The organism is Streptomyces sp. NPDC042371 (assembly GCF_056437465.1).
In genome coordinates this window covers 320,738-341,737 of sequence record NZ_JBWKAP010000004.1, presented here as the reverse complement: position 1 = coordinate 341,737, position 21,000 = coordinate 320,738, and the positions used below count along the sequence as shown (strand labels likewise).

Sequence of the window (21,000 nt, the reverse complement as noted above, 5' to 3'; positions counted from 1 at the left end):
CGGTTGCGTTCAGTGGTTGACGGACGCCGCGGCCAGGAACGCGGGGCGTTCGCCGCCGCCGTGCAGCCGGAGCGCGGCGCCGCTGATGTACCGGGCACGGTCGGAGGCGAGGAAGACGCAGGCGTCGCCGACGTCGGAGGGGTCGGCGAGGCGGCCCAGCGGGACGGTGCGGGCGACTTGGGCGATGCCCTCCTCGTCGCCGTAGTGGAGGGCCGCGCTCTCGGTGCGGGCGAGGCCGAGGACCACCGTGTTGACGCGCACGGCCGGAGCCCATTCGACGGCCATGGTTCCGGCGAGGTTCTCCAGGCCCGCCTTGGCCGCTCCGTAGGCCCCGCTGCCGGGCGAGGGCCGGGTCCCGCTGACGCTGCCGATCATGGTGATGCTGCCCCCGACTTCCTGACGACACATCACCTCATAGGCGCCGAGGGAGGCGTGGAGCGGGGCGAGCAGGTTCAGTTCGACGATCTTCGCCTGGCGGGACGGAGTGGACTCGGCGAGCAGCCCGAACGGCGTGCCGCCCGCGTTGTTCACCAGACCGTCCACCGACCCGTGGTCCGCGGCCACTTGGGCGAAGAAGGCGGCGGCCGCCTCCGCGTCCCGCAGGTCGAGCGGCCTGAACTCGGCGGTCTCGCCCGCCTCTTCGACGGGCTCGTCCGGCGGCCTGCGGGCGCAGATCACGACCCGCGCCCCGGCGGCGAGGAAGCTCCGGGCGATTCCGGCACCGACGCCCCGGGTGCCGCCGGTCACGACGACCACCTGTCGTGTGTCAGTCATCGCTGCTACCTTTCCAACTAACAAATGTTTGGTTGAAGGCCTGTGGGTTGAAAGGTAGCGGATCGTCTGATGTCTGTCTCCACCTCCGCCCCGGACAAGGGCATCACCGTCGTCACCGTCGACTACCCACCCGTCAACGCCCTCCCGGTGCAGGGCTGGTACGACCTGGCGGACGCAATCCGAGCGGCGGGCCGCGCCTCCGAGACGCGCTGCGTCGTCCTCGCCGCCGAGGGCCGGGGGTTCAACGCGGGCGTGGACATCAAGGAGATGCAGCGCGACACCGGCCACACCGCGCTGATCGGCGCCAACCGGGGGTGCTACGAAGCGTTCTCGGCGGTGTACGAGTGCGAGGTGCCGGTCGTGGCGGCCGTGCACGGCTTCTGCCTGGGCGGCGGCATCGGCCTCGTCGGGAACGCGGACGCGATCGTGGCGAGCGAGGACGCCACCTTCGGCCTGCCCGAGCTCGACCGGGGCGCGCTCGGCGCGGCCACGCACCTGGCCCGCCTCGTGCCGCAGCACCTGATGCGCGCCCTGTACTACACCTCGCGCACCGCGACGGCCGCCGACCTGCACGCGCACGGCTCCGTGTGGCAGGTCGTCCCCCGCGCGGAACTGCGCGATGCCGCAATGGAGTTGGCCCGCGAGATCGCCCGCAAGGACGGCACGCTGCTGCGTTTCGCGAAAGCGGCGATCAACGGCATCGACCCCGTCGACGTACACCGCAGCTACCGCTTCGAGCAGGGCTTCACCTTCGAGGCGAACCTCAGCGGCCTGGCCGACCGGGTCCGCGACGACTTCGGTCAGCAAAGGACGCAAGGGACACAGGAGACGCAGGGAACGCAGGAGACGCAGGGGGAGGGCACGACATGACCGGCCAGAGGGACAAGACGATGACGCCCGACGAGATCGTGGGGCGCCTGGCGAGCGGCATGACGCTCGGCATCGGCGGCTGGGGCTCGCGCCGCAAGCCGATGGCGCTGGTGCGCGCGCTGCTGCGGTCCGACGTCACCGACCTGACCGTCGTCTCGTACGGCGGCCCGGACATCGGCCTGCTCGCCGCGGCCGGCCGGATCCGCAAGCTGGTCACGGCCTTCGCGACCCTCGACTCGATCCCCCTGGAGCCGCACTTCCGGGCGGCACGCGAGCGTGCGGACTTCGAACTCGTCGAGCTGGACGAGGCGATGTTCATGCAGGGCCTCACCGCGGGCGTCCAGCGGCTGCCGTTCCTGCCGATCCGCGCGGGCCTCGGCTCCGACGTCCTGCGCGTCAACCCCCGGCTGCGCACGGTCACTTCGCCGTACGAGGACGGGGAGGAGCTCGTCGCCGTGCCCGCCCTGCGGATGGACGCGGCCCTGGTGCACATGAACCGCGCCGACCGCTTCGGCAACGGCCAGTACCTGGGCCCCGACCCGTACTTCGACGACCTGTTCTGCGAGGCCGCCGACACCGCGTACGTCTCCTGCGAACGCATCCTCGACTCCGCCGAGCTCACCGCCCACGCCGCGCCCCAGACGATGCTGGTGTCCCGGCACACCGTGACGGGCGTGACCGAGACGCCGGGCGGCGCGCACTTCACCTCCTGCGTGCCCGACTACGGCCGCGACGAGCCCTTCCAGAAGGCCTATGTGACGGCGGCAGCCGACCCGGAGGCCTGGGAGGCCTTCCGGAGCCGCTTCCTCGCCGGTACCGAGAAGGACTATCAACTGGCCGTCCAGACCTGGCACAAGGAGCAGCGATGACACAGACAGGACGGATCACCGCCACCCGCGCCGAGTACTGCGTGATCGCCTGCGCGGAGGCCTGGCGGGCCGACGGCGAGATCCTCGCCTCCCCCATGGGCACGGTCCCGTCGGTCGCGGCACGCCTCGCCAAACTGACCTTCTCCCCCGACCTGCTGCTCACGGACGGCGAGGCCCTGCTGATCGGCGACGTACCCGCGGTCGGCGCGGCGTCGGCGGTGACCGAGGGCTGGCTGCCGTACCGCAAGCACCTGACGATGGTCATGGGCGGCAAGCGGCACGTGATGATGGGCGCGAGCCAGCTCGACCGCTTCGGCAACCAGAACATCTCGTGCATCGGCGACTGGGCCCGCCCCACGCGCCAGCTGCTCGGCGTGCGCGGCGCCCCGGTCAACACGCTCAACAATCCCGTGAGTTACTGGGTCCCGAGGCATTCCCCGCGCGTCTTCGTCGAGAAGGTCGACATGATCAGCGGCGTCGGGTACGACAGCGCGGCCGCGGCCGGGCCCTCCGCGACCCGCTTCCACGATCTCCGCCGCGTCGTCTCCGACCTCGGTGTCTTCGACTTCGGCACACCGGATCACGCGATGCGCGTGGTGTCCCTGCACCCGGGCGTGACGCTCGACCAGGTGCGCGAGGCCACCGGGTTCGCCCTATCCGTGCCGGACGACGGCGTTCCGCACACCCGCGAGCCGACCCCCGACGAGCTGCGGCTGATCCGCGACGTCGTGGACCCGCGTGGCCTGCGCGACCGCGAGGTGCGCGCGTGACCCCCACCCTGAAGACGGCGTTGACCGAGCTGACCGGTGTCCGGCATCCCATCGTGCAGACCGGCATGGGATGGGTCGCGGGCCCCCGTCTGGTCTCCGCGACCGCGAACGCCGGGGCGCTCGGCGTCCTGGCCTCCGCGACCATGACGGTCGACCAGCTCCGCGCGGCCGTCCGCGAGGTGAAGTCCCGTACGGCAGCGCCCTTCGGGGTCAACCTGCGGGCCGACGCGGGCGACGCGCGGGACCGTGTCCGGGTCATCATCGACGAAGGGGTGCGGGTGGCGTCGTTCGCCCTCGCGCCGTCCAAGGAGCTGATCGCCGAGCTCAAGGACGCGGGCGTGGTGGTCATCCCGTCGATCGGCGCGCGACGGCACGCCGAGAAGGTGGCCGCGTGGGGTGCGGACGCGGTGATCGTGCAGGGCGGCGAGGGCGGCGGCCACACGGGCGAGGTCGCCACCACGGTGCTGCTCCCGCAGGTCGTCGACGCGGTGGACATCCCCGTGATCGCGGCGGGCGGCTTCTACGACGGCCGCGGCCTGGTCGCCGCCCTCGCCTACGGCGCGGCGGGCGTGGCCATGGGCACCCGCTTCCTGCTCACCTCGGACTCGACGGTGCCGGACGCGGTCAAGGCCCGCTATCTGGCGGCTTCGGTCAAGGACGTCACGGTCACGACGCGCGTGGACGGCCTCCCGCACCGGATGCTGCGCACGGAGCTGGTGGCGGGCCTGGAGAAGTCGGGCAGGGTCGCCTCGTTGACGCGCGCGGTACGGCACGCGGCGGCGTTCCGGAAGCTCTCCGGGATGGGCTGGCGCCAGATGGCACGCGACGGCCTGGCGATGCGGCACGGCAAGGACCTGACGTGGAGCCAGGTGCTCCTGGCGGCGAACACGCCGATGATGCTGAGGTCGGCGATGGTGGACGGCCACCCTGAGGCGGGCGTGATGGCCTCGGGCCAGATCACGGGCCTGATAGACGACCTCCCGTCGTGCGCGGAGCTGGTGGAGCGCGTGATGGGGGAGGCGGACAGAGTTTTGGGTGGCTTAACTGCGGTGTCTCAGAGTCGTCAGGCGCAGGGTTTCAGCCCGTCCGGCGATTGAGGACCGGGGCCCGGGGCAGAGCCCCGAGACAGCACCCCGGTGCCGAGCACCGAGAAACCGCCCAGGGCCCAGGGGCCAGAACCCGTCAGCGGTGAACCAGCCCCAAATGATCCAACGCCCGATCCGCAAGCCCGTCCGCCCCGCACGTCCGTGCCAGGGCCAGACCGCGTTCCAGCTCCGGCACCGACTCCGCCGCGATGCCGTACTCGACGCGGGCGACCGCGTGTTCGTACGCGCAGGGAGACGCCTCCAGATACGACGCGGCCTTGCGGTACAGCGCGACCGCGCGCGTCCCGGTCTCCAGAGCCGCGGCGCACCGCAGCGCCTCACCGATCGCCGTGTCCGTACCGAACCGCTCGGCCTGCCTGCGGGCGTCCGAGACGAGGTGCGCCGCCCGCTTGGGGTCCTCGTGGGCCAGCGCGCGGGCGAGGTCGTACGCCCACGGCGCGAGGACGGTGTTGTACTGGCCGCGGGCGGTCAACGCCTTTGCCGTGGCTTCGAGTTCGTTGAGACCGTCCTTCGTGCGCCCGAGGGCGAGCAGGAGCCGACCCCGTACGGACGGCGCGTCGGGTACGTAGATCGTGGAGGCGGAGGGCGGCGCGAAGCCGTACTGGTCGGCGACGGCGCCCGCCTCCGTGACGTGGCCGCGCGCCAGCAGCGTGTCGATGAGCATGCTGGCCGCCTCCCAGTGCATGGGCAGGCCCTGGCCGACGCGGTCGGCGAGGCGCAGGCTCTCGCGCAGCGACCGCTCGGCGTCCAGCAGCCGTCCGCGCCTGCGGTACACATAGCCGAGGAAGGCGTGCGAGAGGGAGAGGTGTCCGCCGCTCCAGCCCGCGGTCTCGTAGGCCCGCACGGCCTCGGTGAACAGGCTCTCGGCGCGGTCGAGGCGGTCCGAGAAGGCGTACGACCCGCCGAGCATCAGGCGGAGCTCGAAGCTCCATTCCGGGTCGGTCCAGCCGAGTCCGGGCGCGAGGCGGCCGTTGACGAGCGCGCGGTCGCAGAGCTCCACGACCAGTTCGGCGCTCTCGCCGCGGGTCATGGCGTCGAAGGCGCGCAGGATCAGCAGGGCGCGCTCGGCGTTGTCGCGGCCCGCGAGGGGTCCGGCGAGCGTGGCGAGCCGCCGCGACCGTGCGGGCGAGTCCTCCTCGCCCGCGTGGATGCCCTCCCACATGTAGTGCACGGCTTGCAGGCGCAGCCGCGCGGGCCCCGGTTCGAGCCTGCCCGCCTCCTCGGCGATGGCCCGCAGGCCCTCTTCCAGCTGGTCGTTGTGGACGAAGGCCTGGGAGAGGCGGCAGACCGCGTCGACGCGCAGGTCCTGGTCGAGGCCGCGCATCGAGAGGGCCTCGCGCAGGTGCCCGATGGTGGTGGCGGGTGAGGTCAGCATGGTGGCGCAGCCGAGTTCGTAGAGCACGCGCGCGTGGATCTCGGGCAGCGGTGGCTCGCGCAGGGCCCGCTCCAGACAGCGGCGTGCCGCGTCGGGTGCGCCGACGGCGAGGTGTTCTGCGGCGGCCTCGCGCAGCTGCTCGACGAGCTCCGGATCGTCGTCCGGGTGGACTTCGAGGAGGTGCGGGGAGGCTGCCGCGGCGCCCCTGCCGTCGTGCGTGATGACGGCGGCGGCCACGCCGTGCATCGCGGTGCGGGTGGCCGACGGGATGGAGCGGTAGACGGTGCTTGCGATCAGGGGGTGGACGAATTCCAGGCCCTCGTCGCCGCTGACCAGGATGCGCGCCGTGCACAGGCACTCCGCGCAGCGTGCGGCGGTGTCGGGCGTCATTCCGGCGAGTGAGCCCGCCAGGTCGACGGAGATGGCGCTGCCGAGGATGGCGGCGGCCCAGGCGAAGCGGGTGGCGTCGGTGCCGAGGCCTTCGAGGCGGGCGACGAGGCCGCGGCCGCGGGCCGTGCGGTTGAGGGCGCGCAGTTCGTCGGCGGAGCTCTCGGACGGTTCGAGTTCGCTGTCCTGGACCTTGGCGAGGAGCTCGACGGATTCGTACGGATTGCCGCCGGTGACGGCCCAGACCTCGCGGCAGAACGGGGCGTCGGCGTGCTCGCCGACCGTCGCGCGGGTGAGGCCCGCCGCGGCCTCCGGGGTGAGGGCGCGCAGCGTGCTGAACGAGCGGGCCTCCGCGCCGATGGTGGCCAGGTGGCGTGCGCTGTCGCCGGAGGCCTCGCCGGGCCTGCGGGCGACCACGACGAGCACGGGCAGTTCCTCCAGGTGCTGGGCGAACGCCGACAGCCAGTGCAGTGTCTCCTGGTCGGCCCAGTGCGCGTCGTCGATGAGCAGGACGAGGGGCCAGTACAGCCGCGAGAGCCGGGAGACCGCTTCGACGAGACCGTCGCAGACGCCCTGTGGGTCGGCCTGGCGTCCGCCGGGCTCGGCTATGCCGAGGGCGGGGCCCGCGATGTCGTAGCAGTCGCCGAAGTACTCGCGCGCCTCGTCGGGGGTGAGGTGGACGAGTGCGGGCTGCAGCAGCTGTCGTACGACGTTGAAGGGAACGGAGGTGACCGTTTCCCCGCCGCGCGCGGACCAGACCGTGGCCCGGCCCTCCGCCATCCGGCGCACTTCGTTGAGCAGTGCGGTCTTGCCGATGCCCGCCTCGCCGCTGAATGCGAGCAGGCCGCCCGTCGTCGTCGAGTCCGCACAGAGTTCGTCGACGGCCTGGGCCACCGCGGCGAGCTCGACGTCGCGCTCCCACAGCGGGGCCCAGGCGGCTCCTCCGGGCCGTCCCTGCGTCATCGCGCTACCTCCCGGGGTCGCTCAATCGACGTACAGAAGTCGAGACTAGCCGGGTCGGGGCCGCCATGGAGCGCGGTCCGGGCAGGTACTCCCGCAACGAGTGAGGGAGAAGCCCCACCGGGGACGGTGCGTGTGCGTCCTCGGGTCCTTCAGAGGCGTTCGACGATGGTCACGTTGGCCTGGCCGCCGCCCTCGCACATCGTCTGGAGGCCGAACCTGCCGCCGGTGCGCTCCAGTTCGTGCAGGAGGGTCGTCATCAGCTTGACGCCGGTGGCGCCGAGGGGGTGGCCGAGTGCGATCGCACCGCCGTTGACGTTGACTTTCTCCGGATCGGCGCCGGTCTCCTTCAGCCACGCGAGGGCAACCGGAGCGAACGCCTCGTTGATCTCCACGAGGTCGATGTCGGCGATGCTCATGCCGGTCTTCTTGAGGGCGTACGCGGTCGCGGGGATGGGCGCGGAGAGCATCCGGATGGGGTCCTCGCCGCGCACGGAGAGGTGGTGGACGCGGGCGCGGGGCGTCAACCCGTGTTCCCGTACGGCCCGTTCGCTCGCGATGAGCAGCGCCGCCGCGCCGTCGGAGACCTGCGAGGAGCAGGCGGCGGTGATCGTGCCGTCGTCGAGGACGGGCCCCAGGCCCGCCATCTTCTCCAGGGTGGTGTCGCGCCGCGGTCCCTCGTCGGTGGTGACGTCTCCGTAGGCGACGAGTTCGCGGTCGAAGCGGCCCTCGTCGATGGCTCGGACGGCCCGTTGGTGCGAGCGGAGCGCGAACTCCTCCATGTCACGGCGGGATATCCCCCACTTCTCGGCGATCAACTGGGCGCCGTGGAACTGGTTCACGGGCCGGTCGCCGTAGCGGGCTCGCCAGCCCTCGCTGCCCGCGTAGGGGCCCTGGGTCAGGCCTAGGGGCTCGGCGGCCTGCCGGGATGCGAAGGCGATGGGGATCATCGACATGTTCTGGGTACCGCCCGCGACGACGAGGTCCTGGGTGCCGGACAGGACGCCCTGCGCGGCGAAGTGCAGGGCCTGCTGGGACGATCCGCACTGCCGGTCGATGGTGACGCCGGGCACCTCTTCGGGGAGTCCGGCCGCCAGCCAGCTGGTGCGCGCGATGTCGCCCGCCTGCGGTCCGACCGTGTCCAGGCACCCGAAGACGACGTCCTCGACGGCGGCGGGGTCGACACCGCTGCGCTCGACGACCGCCTTGAGCACATGGGCGCCCAGGTCGGCGGGGTGGACCTGGGAGAGGCCTCCCTTGCGCCTGCCGACGGGGGTGCGGACCGCTTCGACGATGTAGGCCTCGGCCATGACTGCGTACTCCTCGGTCGTGGCGCGCCGTGCGACGACGCGCCTGCTACGTGCGTACGGAGATGCCGTCCAGGACCATCGACAGGTACTGGCGGGCGATCTCCTCGGGGCTGTGGCCGCCGCCGGGGCGGTACCAGGACGCGGCGACCCAGACGGTGTCGCGCACGAAGCGGTAGGCGAGGCGGACGTCCAGGTCGTCGCGGAAGACGCCTTCCGCGACGCCGCGCTCCAGCGTCGTCAGCCAGGTCTTCTCGAAGCGCTGCTGCGATTCCGCCAGGTACTGGAAGCGCTGCTGGGCGACGAGGTGCCTGGACTCCTTCTGGTAGATCGCGACGGCGGCGCGGTGCCGGTCGATCTCCCGGAAGGACTCGGTGACGAGGGCTTCGAGCGTGGCGCGGGGGTCGAGCTGGGCCTGGAGCACGGTGTCGTACCCGTCCCACAGCTCGGTGAGGAAGGTGCGGAGGATCTCTTCGAGCATCGACTCCTTGGAGTCGAAGTGGTAGTAGAGGCTGCCCGCGAGCATGCCCGCGGCGTCGGCGATCTTACGGACCGTGGTCGCGTTGTACCCCTGCTCGGCGAAGACGTCGGCGGCGATGCCGAGCAGTTCGCGGCGCCGCTCGGGTGAGGGGCTCACCTGGGACTTCTTCTTGCCTGCGGGCTGTTTCGGACTGCCGACGGGCTGCTTCGGGTTGCTGGAGTGCTGCTTCGGATTCGACACACGGTCATTCTCCGCCTACGCGTGCTGGCTGCTGACCGAGACCGTCTCCCCCGTCATGTACGAGGAGTAGCCGCTGGCCAGGAAGACGATGACGTTGGCTATCTCCCAGGGCTCGGCGTGGCGCCCGAACGCCTCGCGCGCGGTGAGCTCTTCGAGGAGCTCGGGCGAGGTGACCTTGGCGAGGTGGGGGTGGAGGGCGAGGCTCGGCGAGACCGCGTTGACCCGGATGCCGTGGGGGGCCGCTTCGACCGCCGCGCACCGCGTGAGGGCCATGACGCCCGCCTTCGCCGCGGCGTAGTGCGCCTGGCCCGCCTGGGCGCGCCAGCCGAGCACCGAGGCGTTGTTCACGATCACGCCGCCCCGGCCCGCGGCCCGCATGCCGCGCAGGGCGGCGCGGGTGGCGCGGAAGGTGCCGTTCAGCGTGACGTCGATGACCTTGTCCCACTGCTCGTCGGTCATCTCGGTGAGCTCGGCGGTGCCGCCGAGGCCCGCGTTGTTCACCACCACGTCGAGGTGGCCGTGGCGCCGCTCCGCCAGCTCGAACAGCGCCTGGATCTGCGCCGCGTCGGTGACGTCGCACGGGATGCCGTCGATCCGGTCGGCGCCGAACTCGTCGGCGAGCGCCGCCACCGACTCCTTGGTGCGCCGGGCGTGGGCGTCGCCGATGACGATCCGCGCGCCCTCCTCCAGGAAGCGGCGTGCGGTGGCGCCGCCGATGCCCGCTCCGGCGGCTGCCGTGATCACGGCGGTGCGGCCCGCGAGCAGGTCATGTGCGGGAACGTAGGCGGGCGCATCCATGAGCTCTCCGATTCCGGCTCTCGACTCCTCTGCACCCCCAAGGTAATCTACCAAACACTTGTTAGGGAAGAGCGAAGGGGTGAGGCACCGATGGACCTCGACTTCACCGCCGAGGAGGGCGAGTTCAGGCAGCGGGCGCGCGCGTGGCTCGCCGCGCATGTGCCGCCCGCGCCCCTGCCCTCGCTGGAGACCGGGGAGGGATTCGCGGCCCACCGGGAGTGGGAGCGCACGCTCGCGACCGACCGCTGGTCGGTGGTGTCCTGGCCCGAGGAGTACGGCGGACAGGGCGTCGACATCGTCAAGTGGCTGGTGTTCGAGGAGGAGTACTACGCGGCGGGGGCACCGGGCCGGGTCTCGCAGAACGGCATCAACCTCCTCGCGCCCACCCTCTTCGACTTCGGCACAGAGGAGCAGCGCGCGCGGGTGCTGCCCGCCATGGCGACGGGCGAGGTGATCTGGGCGCAGGCCTGGTCGGAGCCCGAGTCAGGCTCCGACCTGGCGTCCTTGCGCTCCACCGCCCGTCGCACGGACGGGGGTTGGCTGATCAGCGGCCAGAAGACGTGGTCGTCGCGGGCCGCGTTCGCGGACCGTGCGTTCGGCCTGTTCCGCAGCGAGCCGCCCGCAACACACCCCGGCAAGCCGCACCGGGGCCTGACGTACCTGATGTTCCCGCTCGACGCGGACGGGGTGACGGTCCGTCCCGTCGGGCGCCTGGACGGCAAGCCCGCCTTCGCCGAGCTCTTCCTCGACGACGTCTTCGTGCCGGACGAGGACGTGATCGGCGAGCCGGGACAGGGCTGGCGGATCGCCATGTCCACCACGGGCAACGAACGCGGCCTGACGCTGCGCTCCCCCGGACGCTTCCTCGCGGCCGCGGACCGGCTGGTGCGGCAGTGGCGCACGCGGACCGATCAGGGCGGCCCGGCCGACACGACCGGCACTGCCGATACGGCGCTGCGCGACCGGGTCGCCGACGCCGTGATCGGTGCCCGTGCCTACGAGTTGTTCACCTGGGCCAACGCCTCACGGTTCGCGGCAGGCGAGACGATCGGCGCCGAGTCCAGCCTGAACAAGGTCTTCTGGTCGGAGTACGACATCGCGCTGCACGAGACGGCGCTCGATCTGCTAGGCCCGGAAGGCGAGTTGCTCGACGGCGAGTCGCTCGACGGTTCCCCCGCGGACGGCCCTGACTGGATGGAGGGATACGTGTTCTCGCTCGCCGGTCCCATCTACGCCGGGACGAACGAGATCCAGCGCGACATCATCGCCGAGCGGCTGCTCGGCCTGCCGAAGGGACGCCGCTGATGAGGTTCCTCCTCGACGACGGGCAGCGGGACTTCGCACGGTCCCTGGACGCGATGCTCACGGCGGCCGACACGGTGGCGGCCGCGCGCGCGTGGGGCGTCGGCGAGCACGCGCCGGGGCTGGCCGTGTGGGCACGGCTCGCGGACGCGGGCGTCTTCGCGCTGCCGGTCCCCGAGGAGTACGAGGGCGTCGGGCCGTTGCCCGTGGAGACGGCCGTCGCCTTCGTGGAGCTGGGGCGGCACGCAGTGCCGGGGCCGGTCGTCGAGACGGTGGCGGCCGCCGCGCTCCTGGCCCGCCTCGCCGAGACGGGCGAGCGGGAGCCCGCCAAGCGCTTTCTGCCCTCGCTGGCCTCGGGCGCGGCGAGCGCGACGCTGACGTTGCCGCAGGGCGGTCCGCTCGCCCTGGACGCGGACGCCGCCGACCTGGTCCTGACCGCGGTCGACGGTGAGTTGCGGCTCGCGCCCGGGCACGCGCGCGTGCGCCGGTCCCTGGACCCCGCGCGCCGCCTCGCCGCTCCCCTGCCCGGCGGGGAGCTGCTCGCCTCGGGGCCCGCCGTGACCGCGGCGGCGCGGCACGCGACCGCCTGGGCCGCGCTCGCCACGGCCGCGCAGTCGCTGGGCGTCGGCCTCGCGCTGCTCGACAGGACCGTCGCGTACGCCAAGCAGCGCGCCCAGTTCGGGGCGCCGATCGGGACGTTCCAGGCCGTCAAGCACCGGCTCGCGGACGTGCTGGTGCGCCTGGAGTTCGCGCGGCCGCTGGTGTTCGGCGCCGCGACGACCATGGCGCCGGGCGATGTCGCCGCGGCCAAGGTGTCGGCGGGCGAGTCCGCGTACGGGGCGGCCCGTGCCGCACTCCAACTGCACGGGGCGATCGGGTACACGGCGGAGTTCGACCTGTCCCTGTGGCTCACCAAGGCACGGGCGCTGCGGAGCGCATGGGGGGACCCGGGGGTGTGGCGGGGGCGGGTCCTCGCGGCGCACGAGTAACGCGCCGGAGGACGCACCGCGAGACGCTGCACCCCGTGCCGCGTTTCCGCGAACGCAAGTCGCCCGCGGCCCACGGGATGCGATGATCAAGGTCATTGGTGCGCCGACCGAGAAGGAGGCCCCACGTGCGCGTGATCGGGCTCATGTCAGGGACCTCGTACGACGCGATCGACGCGGCAGCCGCCGATCTGACGCTCGACGGCGACCGTCTGACACTCACCCCCCTCGGGCTGATCAGCCGTGGCTACGACGAGGGACTGCGCGCCGGGCTCGCCGCCGCGCTGCCGCCCGCCGCCACCAGCCTCGCCGATGTCTGCCGCCTGGACACGGGCATCGGGCGGGCGTTCGCCGCCGCCGCGGTCGAGGCGGACCGCGAGCTGTGCGACGGACGGGCCGAGCTGGTCGCCTCGCACGGGCAGACCGTCTACCACTGGGTCGAGGGCGGCCGGGTGCACGGCACGCTGCAGATCGGGCAGCCCGCGTGGATCGCCGAGGCGACCGGCCTGCCGGTGGTCTCCGACTTCCGCCCCCGGGACATCGCGGCGGGCGGCCAGGGCGCGCCCCTGGTCAGCCTGGTGGACCGGATGTGGCTGCGCGGCAGGCCCGGCACCCCCGCCGCGCTGAACCTCGGCGGCATCGCCAACATCACCGCCGCCGACGGCACCGCCTTCGACACGGGCCCCGCCAACGCCCTCGTGGACGCCGCGGTGCGCGAGGCGACGGACGGCCGCCTCGCGTACGACATGGACGGCGAACTGGCCGCCCGCGGTACGGTCGACGAGGGACTCCTCGCCCGGCTCCTGGACGAGCCCTACTACGCCCTGCCCGCGCCGAAGACGACGGGCAAGGAGCTCTTCCACCTGCCGTATCTGAGTACGGCGTTGAAGGGGTACGAGGCGCTGCCCGCCGAGGACGTCGTCGCCACCCTCACCCGCCTCACCGCCCGTACGGTCGCCGACGCCGTCCGCTCGGTGGGGGCCTCCGAAGTCATCGCCTCCGGCGGCGGGACGCAGAATCCGGTGCTGATGGCCTTCCTGCGTGCGGAGTTGGGCGCCCGGCTGCCGCTGCGCACGTCCGGCGAGCTCGGTCTGCCCTCCGCGGCGAAGGAGGCGTACGCCTTCGCCGTGCTCGGTTTCCTGACCCTGCACGGGCTGCCCGGCACCGTCCCCGCGAGCACGGGCGCCCGGCACCCGAGCGTGCTGGGTTCGATCACTCCGGGGCGGCGGGGGACGCAGTGGCCGCGGATGCCGGAGGAGGCCCCGGGGCCGGTGCGGCTCGTCGTCAACGGCCATGAGGATGTGGGCCGGTAGCGGACAGGCTCTGAGAGGGGCCGGATTGTGGCGCCCCTCTCATCCGCCTTTCACGCGGGGCTCATACGCTGGCGGCCATGACCCAGATGACTCCCCCGGGCTGGTACCCCGACCCCGGCCGGACCGCCGACGGTCCTCCCACCGAGCGCTGGTGGGACGGGACCTCGTGGACGGACCAGGTCCGTGCCACCGCCGACACCGCGGCACACCCGGCATACCCGACGCAGCCGACCGAGCCGACCCAGGCGGCTTTTCCGGCGTACCCCGGCCAGGCCCCGCCCCCGGCCCCCGCCCCGCGTCGCAAGCTGCGCGTGGCGATAGCCGCGGGCGTGGTGCTCGTCGTCCTCGCCGGGATAGGCGGGGGCGTGTACGCCCTGACCTCCGACGACGACGGTGACGGCGGCGGCTCCGCGGTCAGGGAGCCGTCGGCCGGTGTCCCGCAGGAACCGCAGGAACCGGGCTCCCCGGAGTCGCCACGGGCGCCCGGTTCGCCGGGCGCGCCCGACCCGCAGGCCCCTGAGCAGGACCCGGGCTTCGCCAGCGACGTGGTGAACGGCATCAAGATTCCCGTGCCGGACGGCTGGAAGGGCGGAAGCACGGAGTTCGGCGCCGGGGTGCAGACCGACCCGATCCCCTGCCCCGGCAACAAGAGCGAGCAGTGCACCCGCGGCAGCGCCTTCTCGCAGTCGGCCGAGCAGCTGAAGCTCGACGCCGAGACGCCCGAGGCGGCGGCCAAGGCGGACATCAAGAAGAACGCCAAGGCCGGGTACGGCGGCAAGACCTACGGCAGGATCACCTCGCACAAGGTGCTGGCCTCCGAGGCCGTCACCGTGGCGGGGCAGAAGGGCTACTACGTCCGCTGGGAGGCCGTCACGGAGAAGAGCGACGACGGGTACGTCGAGTCGCTCGCCTTCCCGTCCCCCGCCGACAAGTCGAAGATCGTCATCGTCCGCATGGGCATCGACGTCAACGACGAGGCCCCGTCGCAGTCCGCCATGGACAAGATCGCGAAGGGCATCAAGGTCGGCCCGGTCGGCGAGAGCGGCGGCGGGAACGGCCAGGACGTGTAGCGCGGCCACCGGACGTGCGGCCCCGCACACCACGGGGCCGGGCGGGGTTCCTCACCGCTCAGGAGGAACACCGCCCGGCCCGGGGGTGCGCGCCGCCCCCGTCCCCACGGTGCGGCGCGGGCGAGCCCGGGTCACGTCATCCAACCGGCCCCGGGCCCACGATCAAGTGAGGCCCAGTGCGGGGAGCACGCAGGCCTCCACGAAACGGGTCACGTACTCCTCGTCGGCGTACGCCCCCTCCAGGATCGGCCGGGCCCGCAGCACGCCGAACAGCTGCACCGAGAGGAACTCCACCGCCGGGTGTCCCTCGGCGATCTCGCCGCGCTCGACGCCCCGCCGGATGATCGCGGCCATGGCCTGCAGCTCCGGCTCGACCAGCGTCTCGCGCAGCACCCGCTGCAGGTCCGCGTCCTGCAGAACGGCATGACTGAGCGCCTGGACCAGCATCGTGTCGCGCCCCGACTGCTCGCCGGCCGCGCGGGCCGCCTCCCGCAGGTCCCCGGCGAGGCTGCCGGTGTCGATGCCCGCGAACCGCACACAGCGATTGGCGCGCAGCGCGGCGGCCACGAACTGGGGCTTGGTCTTCCACTGGCGGTAGAGCGTGGACTTGCTGCAGCGCGTGCTCGCGGCCACGCCTTCCATGGTCAGCGCCTCGTACCCGCACCGGCGGAGCTGGTCGAGGACGGCGTCGTAGAACTCCTGCTCACGCTCCGGCGTGATCTTCGAGCGGTTCGACGTCGACGTCATGACTCTTCTCCTGGGTACGGCGGCCGACCTGCGGGATCGGCACCTTTCGATACGCCAGTGTACCGGTACGCCTCCGTATCGGTACACTGGCGTATCGATGAGTGGGGCGATCCCTCACTCAGCACCGCACTACCCAGTCATCACGTAAAGGGGCCGGGGGATGGAATCCCGAACCGAGCCTGCCGAACGGGAGCCGGACATATCGGTCCGACCACCCCTCGTCCGCGAGCTCCTCCTCGTCGTAGGACTCTTCCTCGTCTACAAGTTCGGCAGGCAGCTCGCCAACGGCCACACCGGCGAGGCCTTCGACAACGCGCACGGCGTGTGGAACGCCGAGCGCGCCCTGCGCCTGCCCGGCGAGGGCGCCGTGCAGGACGCCCTGCTCAGCAGCGACACGCTGATCCACGTCGCGAACACGTACTACGCGACCGTGCACTTCCCGGCGACCCTGCTGTTCCTGGTCTGGCTGTATCTGCGCAGGCCCCGGCAGTACGTGTGGACGCGCCGGGTGCTCGCCGCGCTCACCGCGGCCGCTCTCGTGCTGCACCTCGGCTTCCCGCTCGCTCCCCCGCGGATGCTGGGCGCCGCGCACCTCGTGGACACGGCGCAGGTGTACGGGCCCTCGGTGTACGCCGCCAAGCCCGCGACCGACACCATGGCGAACCAGTTCGCCGCCATGCCCTCCCTGCACTTCGGCTGGGCGCTGATGGTCGCCGTCGGCATGATCGTCGCCACCTCGTCGCGGTGGCGCTGGCTGTGGCTGCTGCACCCCCTGCTGACCCTGCTCGTGGTGGTGGGCACCGCCAACCACTACTGGCTCGACGCGATCGCGGCGGCCGTGCTGCTCGGCATCGCGCTCGCGGTGATCCGCCTGCCCCGCCCCGGACGCTCACCGGTCGTGCGCCGCTCGGCGCCCGCACCGGAACTGATCACCTCGGGGGCGGGCCGATGAACGCCACACTGCTCGCCGTCGCCCTCTCCCTCGTCTCCGCGGCCGCGTACGCCGCCGCGGCGGTCGCCCAGGAGCGGCTCGCCTCCCGCGTCCAGGAGGGCGAGAGCGGGATCCTGCGGATGCTCGGCAGCGGCGCCTGGTGGTCCTCCGTCGGACTCAACGCCTCCGCGGCGCTGCTGCACGTGGCCGCCCTGAAGTACGGGCCGCTCACGCTGGTCCAGCCGCTGGGAGCGCTCACCCTCGTCGCCGCCGTGCCGCTCGGAGCGCGGCTCGCGGGGCGCCGCGTGACCCGTCTGGAGTGGCGCGGCACGGGGCTCACGCTCATCGGTCTCGGCGCGCTGCTGCTCACCGCGTCGGGACCGGCGCCCGACGACAGCCTGACCGTGCCCGAGGCGCTGACCGTCGCCGCCACGACCATGGCGGTCATCGGGCTGCTTTCCCGCCCCGGCACCCGCCCCGGACTGCGGCACGCGACCGCTTCCGGCTTCGCGTCGGGTGTCGCGTCGGCGCTCACCCAGACCCTGACGGTCGCCGTGACGGACCGCTCGGGGCCGCTGCTCAGCCCGCAGGTGGTCATCGTGGCGCTGCTGGTGGCGGCGCTCGCCGCCGGGGGCCTCCTGCTCTCGCAGACCGCCTACCGCGGCGGCCTCGGCGCACCCCTCGCCGTCGTGACGCTCGCCAACCCCCTCGCCGCCTCGGTGATCGGCGTAACCCTGCTCGGCGAGCGGCTGCAGGGCGGGATCGGCGGCATCCTCCTCGCGGTGGCGGGGGCGGGGGTGGCGGCGTACGGAGTCGTGGTGCTCACCCGCTCGCCCAGGGCCCCCACGCACGAGCCCGTCCCGGAGTACCTCGCCTCGATCCCGGGCCAGCCGGTGGAACCGGCCGCGCTGCATCTGTCGCGGCCCTGAAACGCAGAACGGCGCCGGTCGCCCCTACGGAGGGGGCGACCGGCGCCGTTGTCATGCCAGAGGGATCAGGTCACCCGAAGCCGCGGGCGTCCTGCTTCAGGGCCGTGTCCACGGTGAGCGCGGTCGCCACGACCAGGCTCAGGAGCGGCTCGGGCAGCTGGTAGTGGATCTGCAGGACGTAGTTGTCCGCCGTCGTGAACATCGTCTTGGCGAGGCCTTCCCAGGTCTTCGTGATCCGGGCGACCTCGTTGTCCGCGTGGTCGACGATCGAGAAGTTCCAGGCGCGCCAGTTCTCCGCCTTGATCGCGCCGACCTGCTGGCCGTTCACCATCATGCCGAAGTTGATCTTGCCGATCATGTTCTGCTGGACGATCTCGCCGATCGGCTGGCCGTCCGCGCGCTCGACGATGACCCGCGACTTCATGAACTTGCGGGGGCGGGTCAGCATCATCTGCGGCTGGCCGTACGCGTCGCGGATCTCCAGCTTGTGCGTCATGAACTGGTCGACGCTGGAGACGAAGCGGGCGACCTTCTTCAGCGTGCTCTGGCCGACCTGGACGACCGAGCCGAGCGTGTTGCCCGACTGGTCCATGACGCTGTACTCGTTCGTCAGCTCGATGAGCTTGGCCTTCTGGTTCACGACCAGGACCGGCTCCGTGAACAGCGTGCCGCCGCCCTGCGCGGACGGCGCGACACCGGCCTGCTGCTGCACCTGGCGCTGCACCTTGGCCGGGTCGGCCGCGGGCGCGCCCTGCGGGGCCGCCTGCGGCTGGCCGAACTGGCCCTGCAGCGCGTGGGTCTGCGGCTGGCCGAACTGACCCTGCGGGGCCTGCTGGCCCTGCGGCTGGCCGAACTGCCCCTGCTGCTGGGCGGCCGGAGCCTGCGCCTGCTGCGGGACCTGCTGGGCCTGGGCCTGCTGGGCCGGAGCCTGCTGCTGGCCGCCCTGTGGGGCCGGATTGGTGTGGTCCGTCCACTGGGAGCCGTCCCACCAGCGCAGCAGCTGGGGCGCGCCGTGCGGGTCCGGGTACCAGCCTGCAGGAGTGTTCGAATGCGTTGTCACCCGGGTGACCCTACCCCCCACATATGGGCCGCCCGCCAGTCCCTTGCGTCGTTGTGACCTCCGACTCACCCCGGGCCGCGGCACGCTCAGAACGCGACCTCCACCTCAAGGGAACCCGCCGCCTCCCGAAGCTCCACCGCACCGATCCTGCCCGCCGCCCGGACGTCGCCCGCGGCCGACGCGAAGTGGTCCAGGACCGCGCGCGGTGCCGTGACCGTCGCCCTCGCGACCTCCGCGCGCATCGAGAGGCGCGCCTGCGACTTGGCCCTGCGGACCGCCGCGATGGCCTCCGAGGCCGTGACGAGGACCGCCGCATCCCCCGCGTACCGCCGCGTCTCCGCCCCGCTCGGCCAGGCCGCACGGTGGACCGAGCCCTCCTGCCACCAGGACCGGACCTCCTCCGTGACGAACGGCAGGACCGGCGCGAAGAGCCGCAGCAGGACGTCGAGCGCCGTACGGAGCGCGGCCCGTGCGGACTCCGTGGCGGCGGCGTCGCCGTGGTCGCCGTACGCACGGGCCTTGACCAGTTCGACGTAGTCGTCGCAGAAGTGCCAGAAGAACTGCTCCGTACGCTCCAGGGCGCGTGCGTAGTCGAACGCCTCGAAGGCCGTGGTGGCCTCGTCGACGGTCGTCGCCAGCGCGGCGAGGAGGGCGCGGTCCAGCGGCTCCGTGACGGCGGACTCCGTGACGGCGGCCTCGGCGTCCGCGTCGCCCAGGCTCAGGACGAACTTGCCGACGTTCAGCAGCTTCGTGGCGAGGCGGCGGCCGATCTTCATCTGGCCCACGTCGAACGCCGTGTCCGTGCCGGGGCGGCCGCTCGCCGCCCAGTAGCGGACCGCGTCCGAGCCGTACTGCTCCAGGAGGTGGCCCGGCGTGACGACGTTGCCCTTGGTCTTCGACATCTTCTTGCGGTCGGGGTCCAGGATCCAGCCGGAGATCGCCGCGTGGCGCCAGGGCAGCGCGTCGTGCGCGGTGTGGGCGCGCAGGACCGTGGCGAACAGCCAGGTGCGGATGATCTCGTGGGACTGGGGGCGCAGGTCCATCGGGAAGACCCGTGCGAACAGGTCGGGGTCGGAGCGCCACTTCCCGGCGATCTGCGGGGTGAGCGACGACGTCGCCCAGGTGTCCATGACGTCCGGGTCGCCGGTGAAGCCGTGCGGCGCGCCGCGCTGTGCCGCCTCATAGCCGGGCGGGGTGTCCGCGCTCGGGTCGACGGGCAGGACGGCCCTGTCCGGGACGATCGGGTGGGCGTGGTCGGGCTGCCCGGCTGCGTCCAAGGGGTACCAGACGGGGATCGGGACGCCGAAGAACCGCTGGCGGCTGATCAGCCAGTCGCCGTTGAGGCCGCCGACCCAGTTCTCGTAGCGGATCCGCATGTGCGGCGGATGCCAGGTGAGCTCCGTGCCGCGGGCCAGGAGCCGGTCGCGCAGGGCAGCGTCCCGGCCGCCGTTGCGGACGTACCACTGGCGGGTCGTGACGATCTCCAGGGGCTTGTCGCCCTTCTCGAAGAACTTCACCGCGTGCGTGACGGCGCGCGGCTCGCCCTTGAGGTCGCCGCTCTCACGCAGCATCGCGACGACGCGCTCGCGGGCGGTGTGCGCGGTGGCGCCCGCCAGCTGCGCGTACGCCTCGACGGCGGGCGCGGTGGAGACGCCGCTCGGCGGTTCGGCGAGGAAGCGGCCGTCCCAGCCGATCACCGGCCGGGTTTCGAGGCGCAGTTCGCGCCACCACGTCACGTCGGTGGTGTCGCCGAACGTGCAGACCATCGCGATGCCGGTGCCCTTGTCGGGGGTGGCGAGCGGGTGTGCGAGGACGGGGACCTCGACGTCGAAGAGCGGTGTGCGGACCGTCGTGCCGAACAGCGGGCGGTAGCGCTCGTCGTCCGGGTGAGCGACCAGGGCGACACAGGCGGGCAGCAACTCCGGCCGGGTCGTCTCGATCAGGACGGGGGCCGTGGGCCCGGAGGTGTCGTCCGCCCGGTGGAAGGCCAGCCGGTGGTAGGCGGCGGGCCGGTCCCTGTCCTCCAGTTCGGCCTGCGCGACCGCCGTGCGGAAGGTGACGTCCCACAGGGTGGGCGCCTGCGCGAGGTACGCGTCACCGCGCCCGAGGCTCTCCAGGAACGCGTGCTGCGAGGCGGCGCGGGACTCGGCGTCGATGGTCTGGTAGCCGTGCGACCAGTCGACGGACAGGCCGAGGTGGCGCCACAGCTCCTCGAAGACCTTCTCGTCCTCGACCGTGAGCCGCTCGCAGAGCTCGATGAAGTTCCGCCGGGAGACGGGCAGCTGCCGCTTGCCGGGGGTCTCGGGCGGGGTGAAGTCCGGGTCGTACGGCAGGGCGGGGTCGCAGCGGACGCCGAAGTGGTTCTGGACGCGGCGCTCGGTCGGCAGCCCGTTGTCGTCCCATCCCATGGGATAGAAGACTTCCTTGCCGCGCATGCGCTGGTAGCGGGCGATGGTGTCGGTGTGCGTGTACGAGAAGACGTGGCCGACGTGCAGCGAGCCGCTGACGGTGGGCGGCGGGGTGTCGATGGAGAAGATCTCGTCCCGGCTCTTCGAGCGGTCGAAGGCGAATACGCCCGACTCGTCCCATCGCCGAGACCACTTCGCTTCGAGCCCGTCGAGGACGGGCTTCTCGGGGGCGCCTGCACGGCGATGGGTGGATGCCATGCCTCTGGATGCTATCCATGCGCGCCGACCGCAGGCGCCCCCTTTTTTCCCGGCTTACG

Annotated in this window: 18 protein-coding genes; 10 read left to right on the top strand and 8 right to left on the bottom strand. The window is 72.5% G+C overall.

Going from position 1 to position 21,000, the window contains the following annotated elements; all coding sequences use genetic code 11:
* Positions 1 to 9: 9 nt before the first annotated feature.
* Positions 10 to 774 (bottom strand): SDR family oxidoreductase, encoded by a 765-nt coding sequence (locus AC068B_RS14640; protein ID WP_478671747.1) that lies wholly within the window; start codon positions 772 to 774, stop codon positions 10 to 12.
* Positions 775 to 843: 69 nt separating this feature from the next.
* On the opposite strand from AC068B_RS14640, the gene AC068B_RS14635 reads away from it, so the two are divergent.
* From AC068B_RS14635 to AC068B_RS14620, 4 genes are read left to right on the top strand one after another with little or no spacing between them, the layout of a single operon-like run.
* Positions 844 to 1,644 (top strand): enoyl-CoA hydratase family protein, encoded by an 801-nt coding sequence (locus tag AC068B_RS14635; protein ID WP_478671745.1) that lies wholly within the window; start codon positions 844 to 846, stop codon positions 1,642 to 1,644.
* Complete coding sequence (locus AC068B_RS14630; RefSeq protein ID WP_478671743.1) at positions 1,641 to 2,513, top strand: CoA transferase subunit A; 873 nt, start codon at positions 1,641 to 1,643, stop codon at positions 2,511 to 2,513. Before AC068B_RS14635 ends, AC068B_RS14630 begins: the two co-directional genes overlap by 4 nt.
* On the top strand, positions 2,510 to 3,283 hold the full coding sequence (locus tag AC068B_RS14625; RefSeq protein ID WP_478671741.1) for a CoA-transferase subunit beta: 774 nt from the start codon (positions 2,510 to 2,512) through the stop codon (positions 3,281 to 3,283). Before AC068B_RS14630 ends, AC068B_RS14625 begins: the two co-directional genes overlap by 4 nt.
* An 8-nt stretch (positions 3,284 to 3,291) precedes the next feature.
* Positions 3,292 to 4,380: an NAD(P)H-dependent flavin oxidoreductase gene (locus tag AC068B_RS14620; RefSeq protein ID WP_478672084.1), complete on the top strand. Its 1,089-nt coding sequence runs from the start codon at positions 3,292 to 3,294 to the stop codon at positions 4,378 to 4,380.
* An 85-nt stretch (positions 4,381 to 4,465) separates the two neighbouring features.
* Here the strand turns inward: AC068B_RS14620 and AC068B_RS14615 are convergent, their stop codons facing one another.
* The 4 genes from AC068B_RS14615 to AC068B_RS14600 form a co-directional block, all read right to left on the bottom strand.
* Positions 4,466 to 7,114 (bottom strand): ATP-binding protein, encoded by a 2,649-nt coding sequence (locus AC068B_RS14615; RefSeq protein ID WP_478671740.1) that lies wholly within the window; start codon positions 7,112 to 7,114, stop codon positions 4,466 to 4,468.
* Positions 7,115 to 7,263: 149 nt separating this feature from the next.
* Positions 7,264 to 8,421 carry an acetyl-CoA C-acetyltransferase gene (locus AC068B_RS14610; RefSeq protein ID WP_478671738.1) on the bottom strand — a complete coding sequence of 386 codons (1,158 nt, stop codon included), beginning with the start codon at positions 8,419 to 8,421 and terminating at the stop codon, positions 7,264 to 7,266.
* 46 nt (positions 8,422 to 8,467) lie between these two features.
* On the bottom strand, positions 8,468 to 9,055 hold the full coding sequence (locus AC068B_RS14605) for a TetR/AcrR family transcriptional regulator (protein WP_478672082.1): 588 nt from the start codon (positions 9,053 to 9,055) through the stop codon (positions 8,468 to 8,470).
* A 99-nt stretch (positions 9,056 to 9,154) separates the two neighbouring features.
* Positions 9,155 to 9,937, bottom strand: coding sequence for an SDR family oxidoreductase (locus AC068B_RS14600; RefSeq protein WP_478671736.1), 783 nt, complete (start codon positions 9,935 to 9,937; stop codon positions 9,155 to 9,157).
* Between the two features lie 90 nt (positions 9,938 to 10,027).
* Here AC068B_RS14600 and AC068B_RS14595 point away from each other — a divergent pair, with 90 nt between their 5' ends.
* From AC068B_RS14595 to AC068B_RS14580, 4 genes are all read left to right on the top strand, one after another.
* Positions 10,028 to 11,242, top strand: a complete 1,215-nt coding sequence (locus tag AC068B_RS14595) for an acyl-CoA dehydrogenase family protein (protein ID WP_478671734.1) — start codon at positions 10,028 to 10,030, stop codon at positions 11,240 to 11,242.
* Positions 11,242 to 12,228, top strand: a complete 987-nt coding sequence (locus tag AC068B_RS14590) for an acyl-CoA dehydrogenase family protein (RefSeq protein WP_478671732.1) — start codon at positions 11,242 to 11,244, stop codon at positions 12,226 to 12,228. The genes AC068B_RS14595 and AC068B_RS14590 overlap by 1 nt, the downstream gene beginning before the upstream one ends.
* A gap of 125 nt (positions 12,229 to 12,353) precedes the next feature.
* Entirely contained in the window at positions 12,354 to 13,538 is a 1,185-nt protein-coding gene (locus AC068B_RS14585) for an anhydro-N-acetylmuramic acid kinase (protein WP_478671731.1), read from the top strand.
* Between the two features lie 77 nt (positions 13,539 to 13,615).
* On the top strand, positions 13,616 to 14,608 hold the full coding sequence (locus tag AC068B_RS14580; RefSeq protein ID WP_478671730.1) for a DUF2510 domain-containing protein: 993 nt from the start codon (positions 13,616 to 13,618) through the stop codon (positions 14,606 to 14,608).
* 162 nt (positions 14,609 to 14,770) lie between these two features.
* Here the strand turns inward: AC068B_RS14580 and AC068B_RS14575 are convergent, their stop codons facing one another.
* Positions 14,771 to 15,355 carry a TetR/AcrR family transcriptional regulator gene (locus AC068B_RS14575; RefSeq protein WP_478671729.1) on the bottom strand — a complete coding sequence of 195 codons (585 nt, stop codon included), beginning with the start codon at positions 15,353 to 15,355 and terminating at the stop codon, positions 14,771 to 14,773.
* Between the two features lie 160 nt (positions 15,356 to 15,515).
* On the opposite strand from AC068B_RS14575, the gene AC068B_RS14570 reads away from it, so the two are divergent.
* Both AC068B_RS14570 and AC068B_RS14565 read left to right on the top strand, forming a co-directional pair.
* Positions 15,516 to 16,307, top strand: coding sequence for a phosphatase PAP2 family protein (locus tag AC068B_RS14570; RefSeq protein WP_478671728.1), 792 nt, complete (start codon positions 15,516 to 15,518; stop codon positions 16,305 to 16,307).
* Positions 16,304 to 17,215 carry a DMT family transporter gene (locus AC068B_RS14565; RefSeq protein ID WP_478671727.1) on the top strand — a complete coding sequence of 304 codons (912 nt, stop codon included), beginning with the start codon at positions 16,304 to 16,306 and terminating at the stop codon, positions 17,213 to 17,215. Before AC068B_RS14570 ends, AC068B_RS14565 begins: the two co-directional genes overlap by 4 nt.
* A gap of 70 nt (positions 17,216 to 17,285) precedes the next feature.
* On the opposite strand, the gene AC068B_RS14560 is transcribed toward AC068B_RS14565, so the two are convergent.
* On the bottom strand, positions 17,286 to 18,275 hold the full coding sequence (locus AC068B_RS14560) for an LURP-one-related family protein (RefSeq protein WP_478671726.1): 990 nt from the start codon (positions 18,273 to 18,275) through the stop codon (positions 17,286 to 17,288).
* Positions 18,276 to 18,361: 86 nt separating this feature from the next.
* On the bottom strand, positions 18,362 to 20,941 hold the full coding sequence (gene valS, locus AC068B_RS14555) for a valine--tRNA ligase (protein ID WP_478671725.1): 2,580 nt from the start codon (positions 20,939 to 20,941) through the stop codon (positions 18,362 to 18,364).
* Positions 20,942 to 21,000: the final 59 nt, after the last annotated feature.

Excerpts from the sequence above, each read along its gene's own strand:
- AC068B_RS14640 (WP_478671747.1), bottom strand. The coding sequence starts at position 774 with ATGACTGACACACGACAGGTGGTCGTCGTGACCGGCGGCACCCGGGGC.
- AC068B_RS14635 (WP_478671745.1), top strand. The coding sequence starts at position 844 with ATGTCTGTCTCCACCTCCGCCCCGGACAAGGGCATCACCGTCGTCACC.
- AC068B_RS14630 (WP_478671743.1), top strand. The coding sequence starts at position 1,641 with ATGACCGGCCAGAGGGACAAGACGATGACGCCCGACGAGATCGTGGGG.
- AC068B_RS14625 (WP_478671741.1), top strand. The coding sequence starts at position 2,510 with ATGACACAGACAGGACGGATCACCGCCACCCGCGCCGAGTACTGCGTG.
- AC068B_RS14615 (WP_478671740.1), bottom strand. The coding sequence starts at position 7,114 with ATGACGCAGGGACGGCCCGGAGGAGCCGCCTGGGCCCCGCTGTGGGAG.
- AC068B_RS14610 (WP_478671738.1), bottom strand. The coding sequence starts at position 8,421 with ATGGCCGAGGCCTACATCGTCGAAGCGGTCCGCACCCCCGTCGGCAGG.
- AC068B_RS14600 (WP_478671736.1), bottom strand. The coding sequence starts at position 9,937 with ATGGATGCGCCCGCCTACGTTCCCGCACATGACCTGCTCGCGGGCCGC.
- AC068B_RS14595 (WP_478671734.1), top strand. The coding sequence starts at position 10,028 with ATGGACCTCGACTTCACCGCCGAGGAGGGCGAGTTCAGGCAGCGGGCG.
- AC068B_RS14590 (WP_478671732.1), top strand. The coding sequence starts at position 11,242 with ATGAGGTTCCTCCTCGACGACGGGCAGCGGGACTTCGCACGGTCCCTG.
- AC068B_RS14580 (WP_478671730.1), top strand. The coding sequence starts at position 13,616 with ATGACCCAGATGACTCCCCCGGGCTGGTACCCCGACCCCGGCCGGACC.
- AC068B_RS14575 (WP_478671729.1), bottom strand. The coding sequence starts at position 15,355 with ATGACGTCGACGTCGAACCGCTCGAAGATCACGCCGGAGCGTGAGCAG.
- AC068B_RS14570 (WP_478671728.1), top strand. The coding sequence starts at position 15,516 with ATGGAATCCCGAACCGAGCCTGCCGAACGGGAGCCGGACATATCGGTC.
- AC068B_RS14565 (WP_478671727.1), top strand. The coding sequence starts at position 16,304 with ATGAACGCCACACTGCTCGCCGTCGCCCTCTCCCTCGTCTCCGCGGCC.
- valS (WP_478671725.1), bottom strand. The coding sequence starts at position 20,941 with ATGGCATCCACCCATCGCCGTGCAGGCGCCCCCGAGAAGCCCGTCCTC.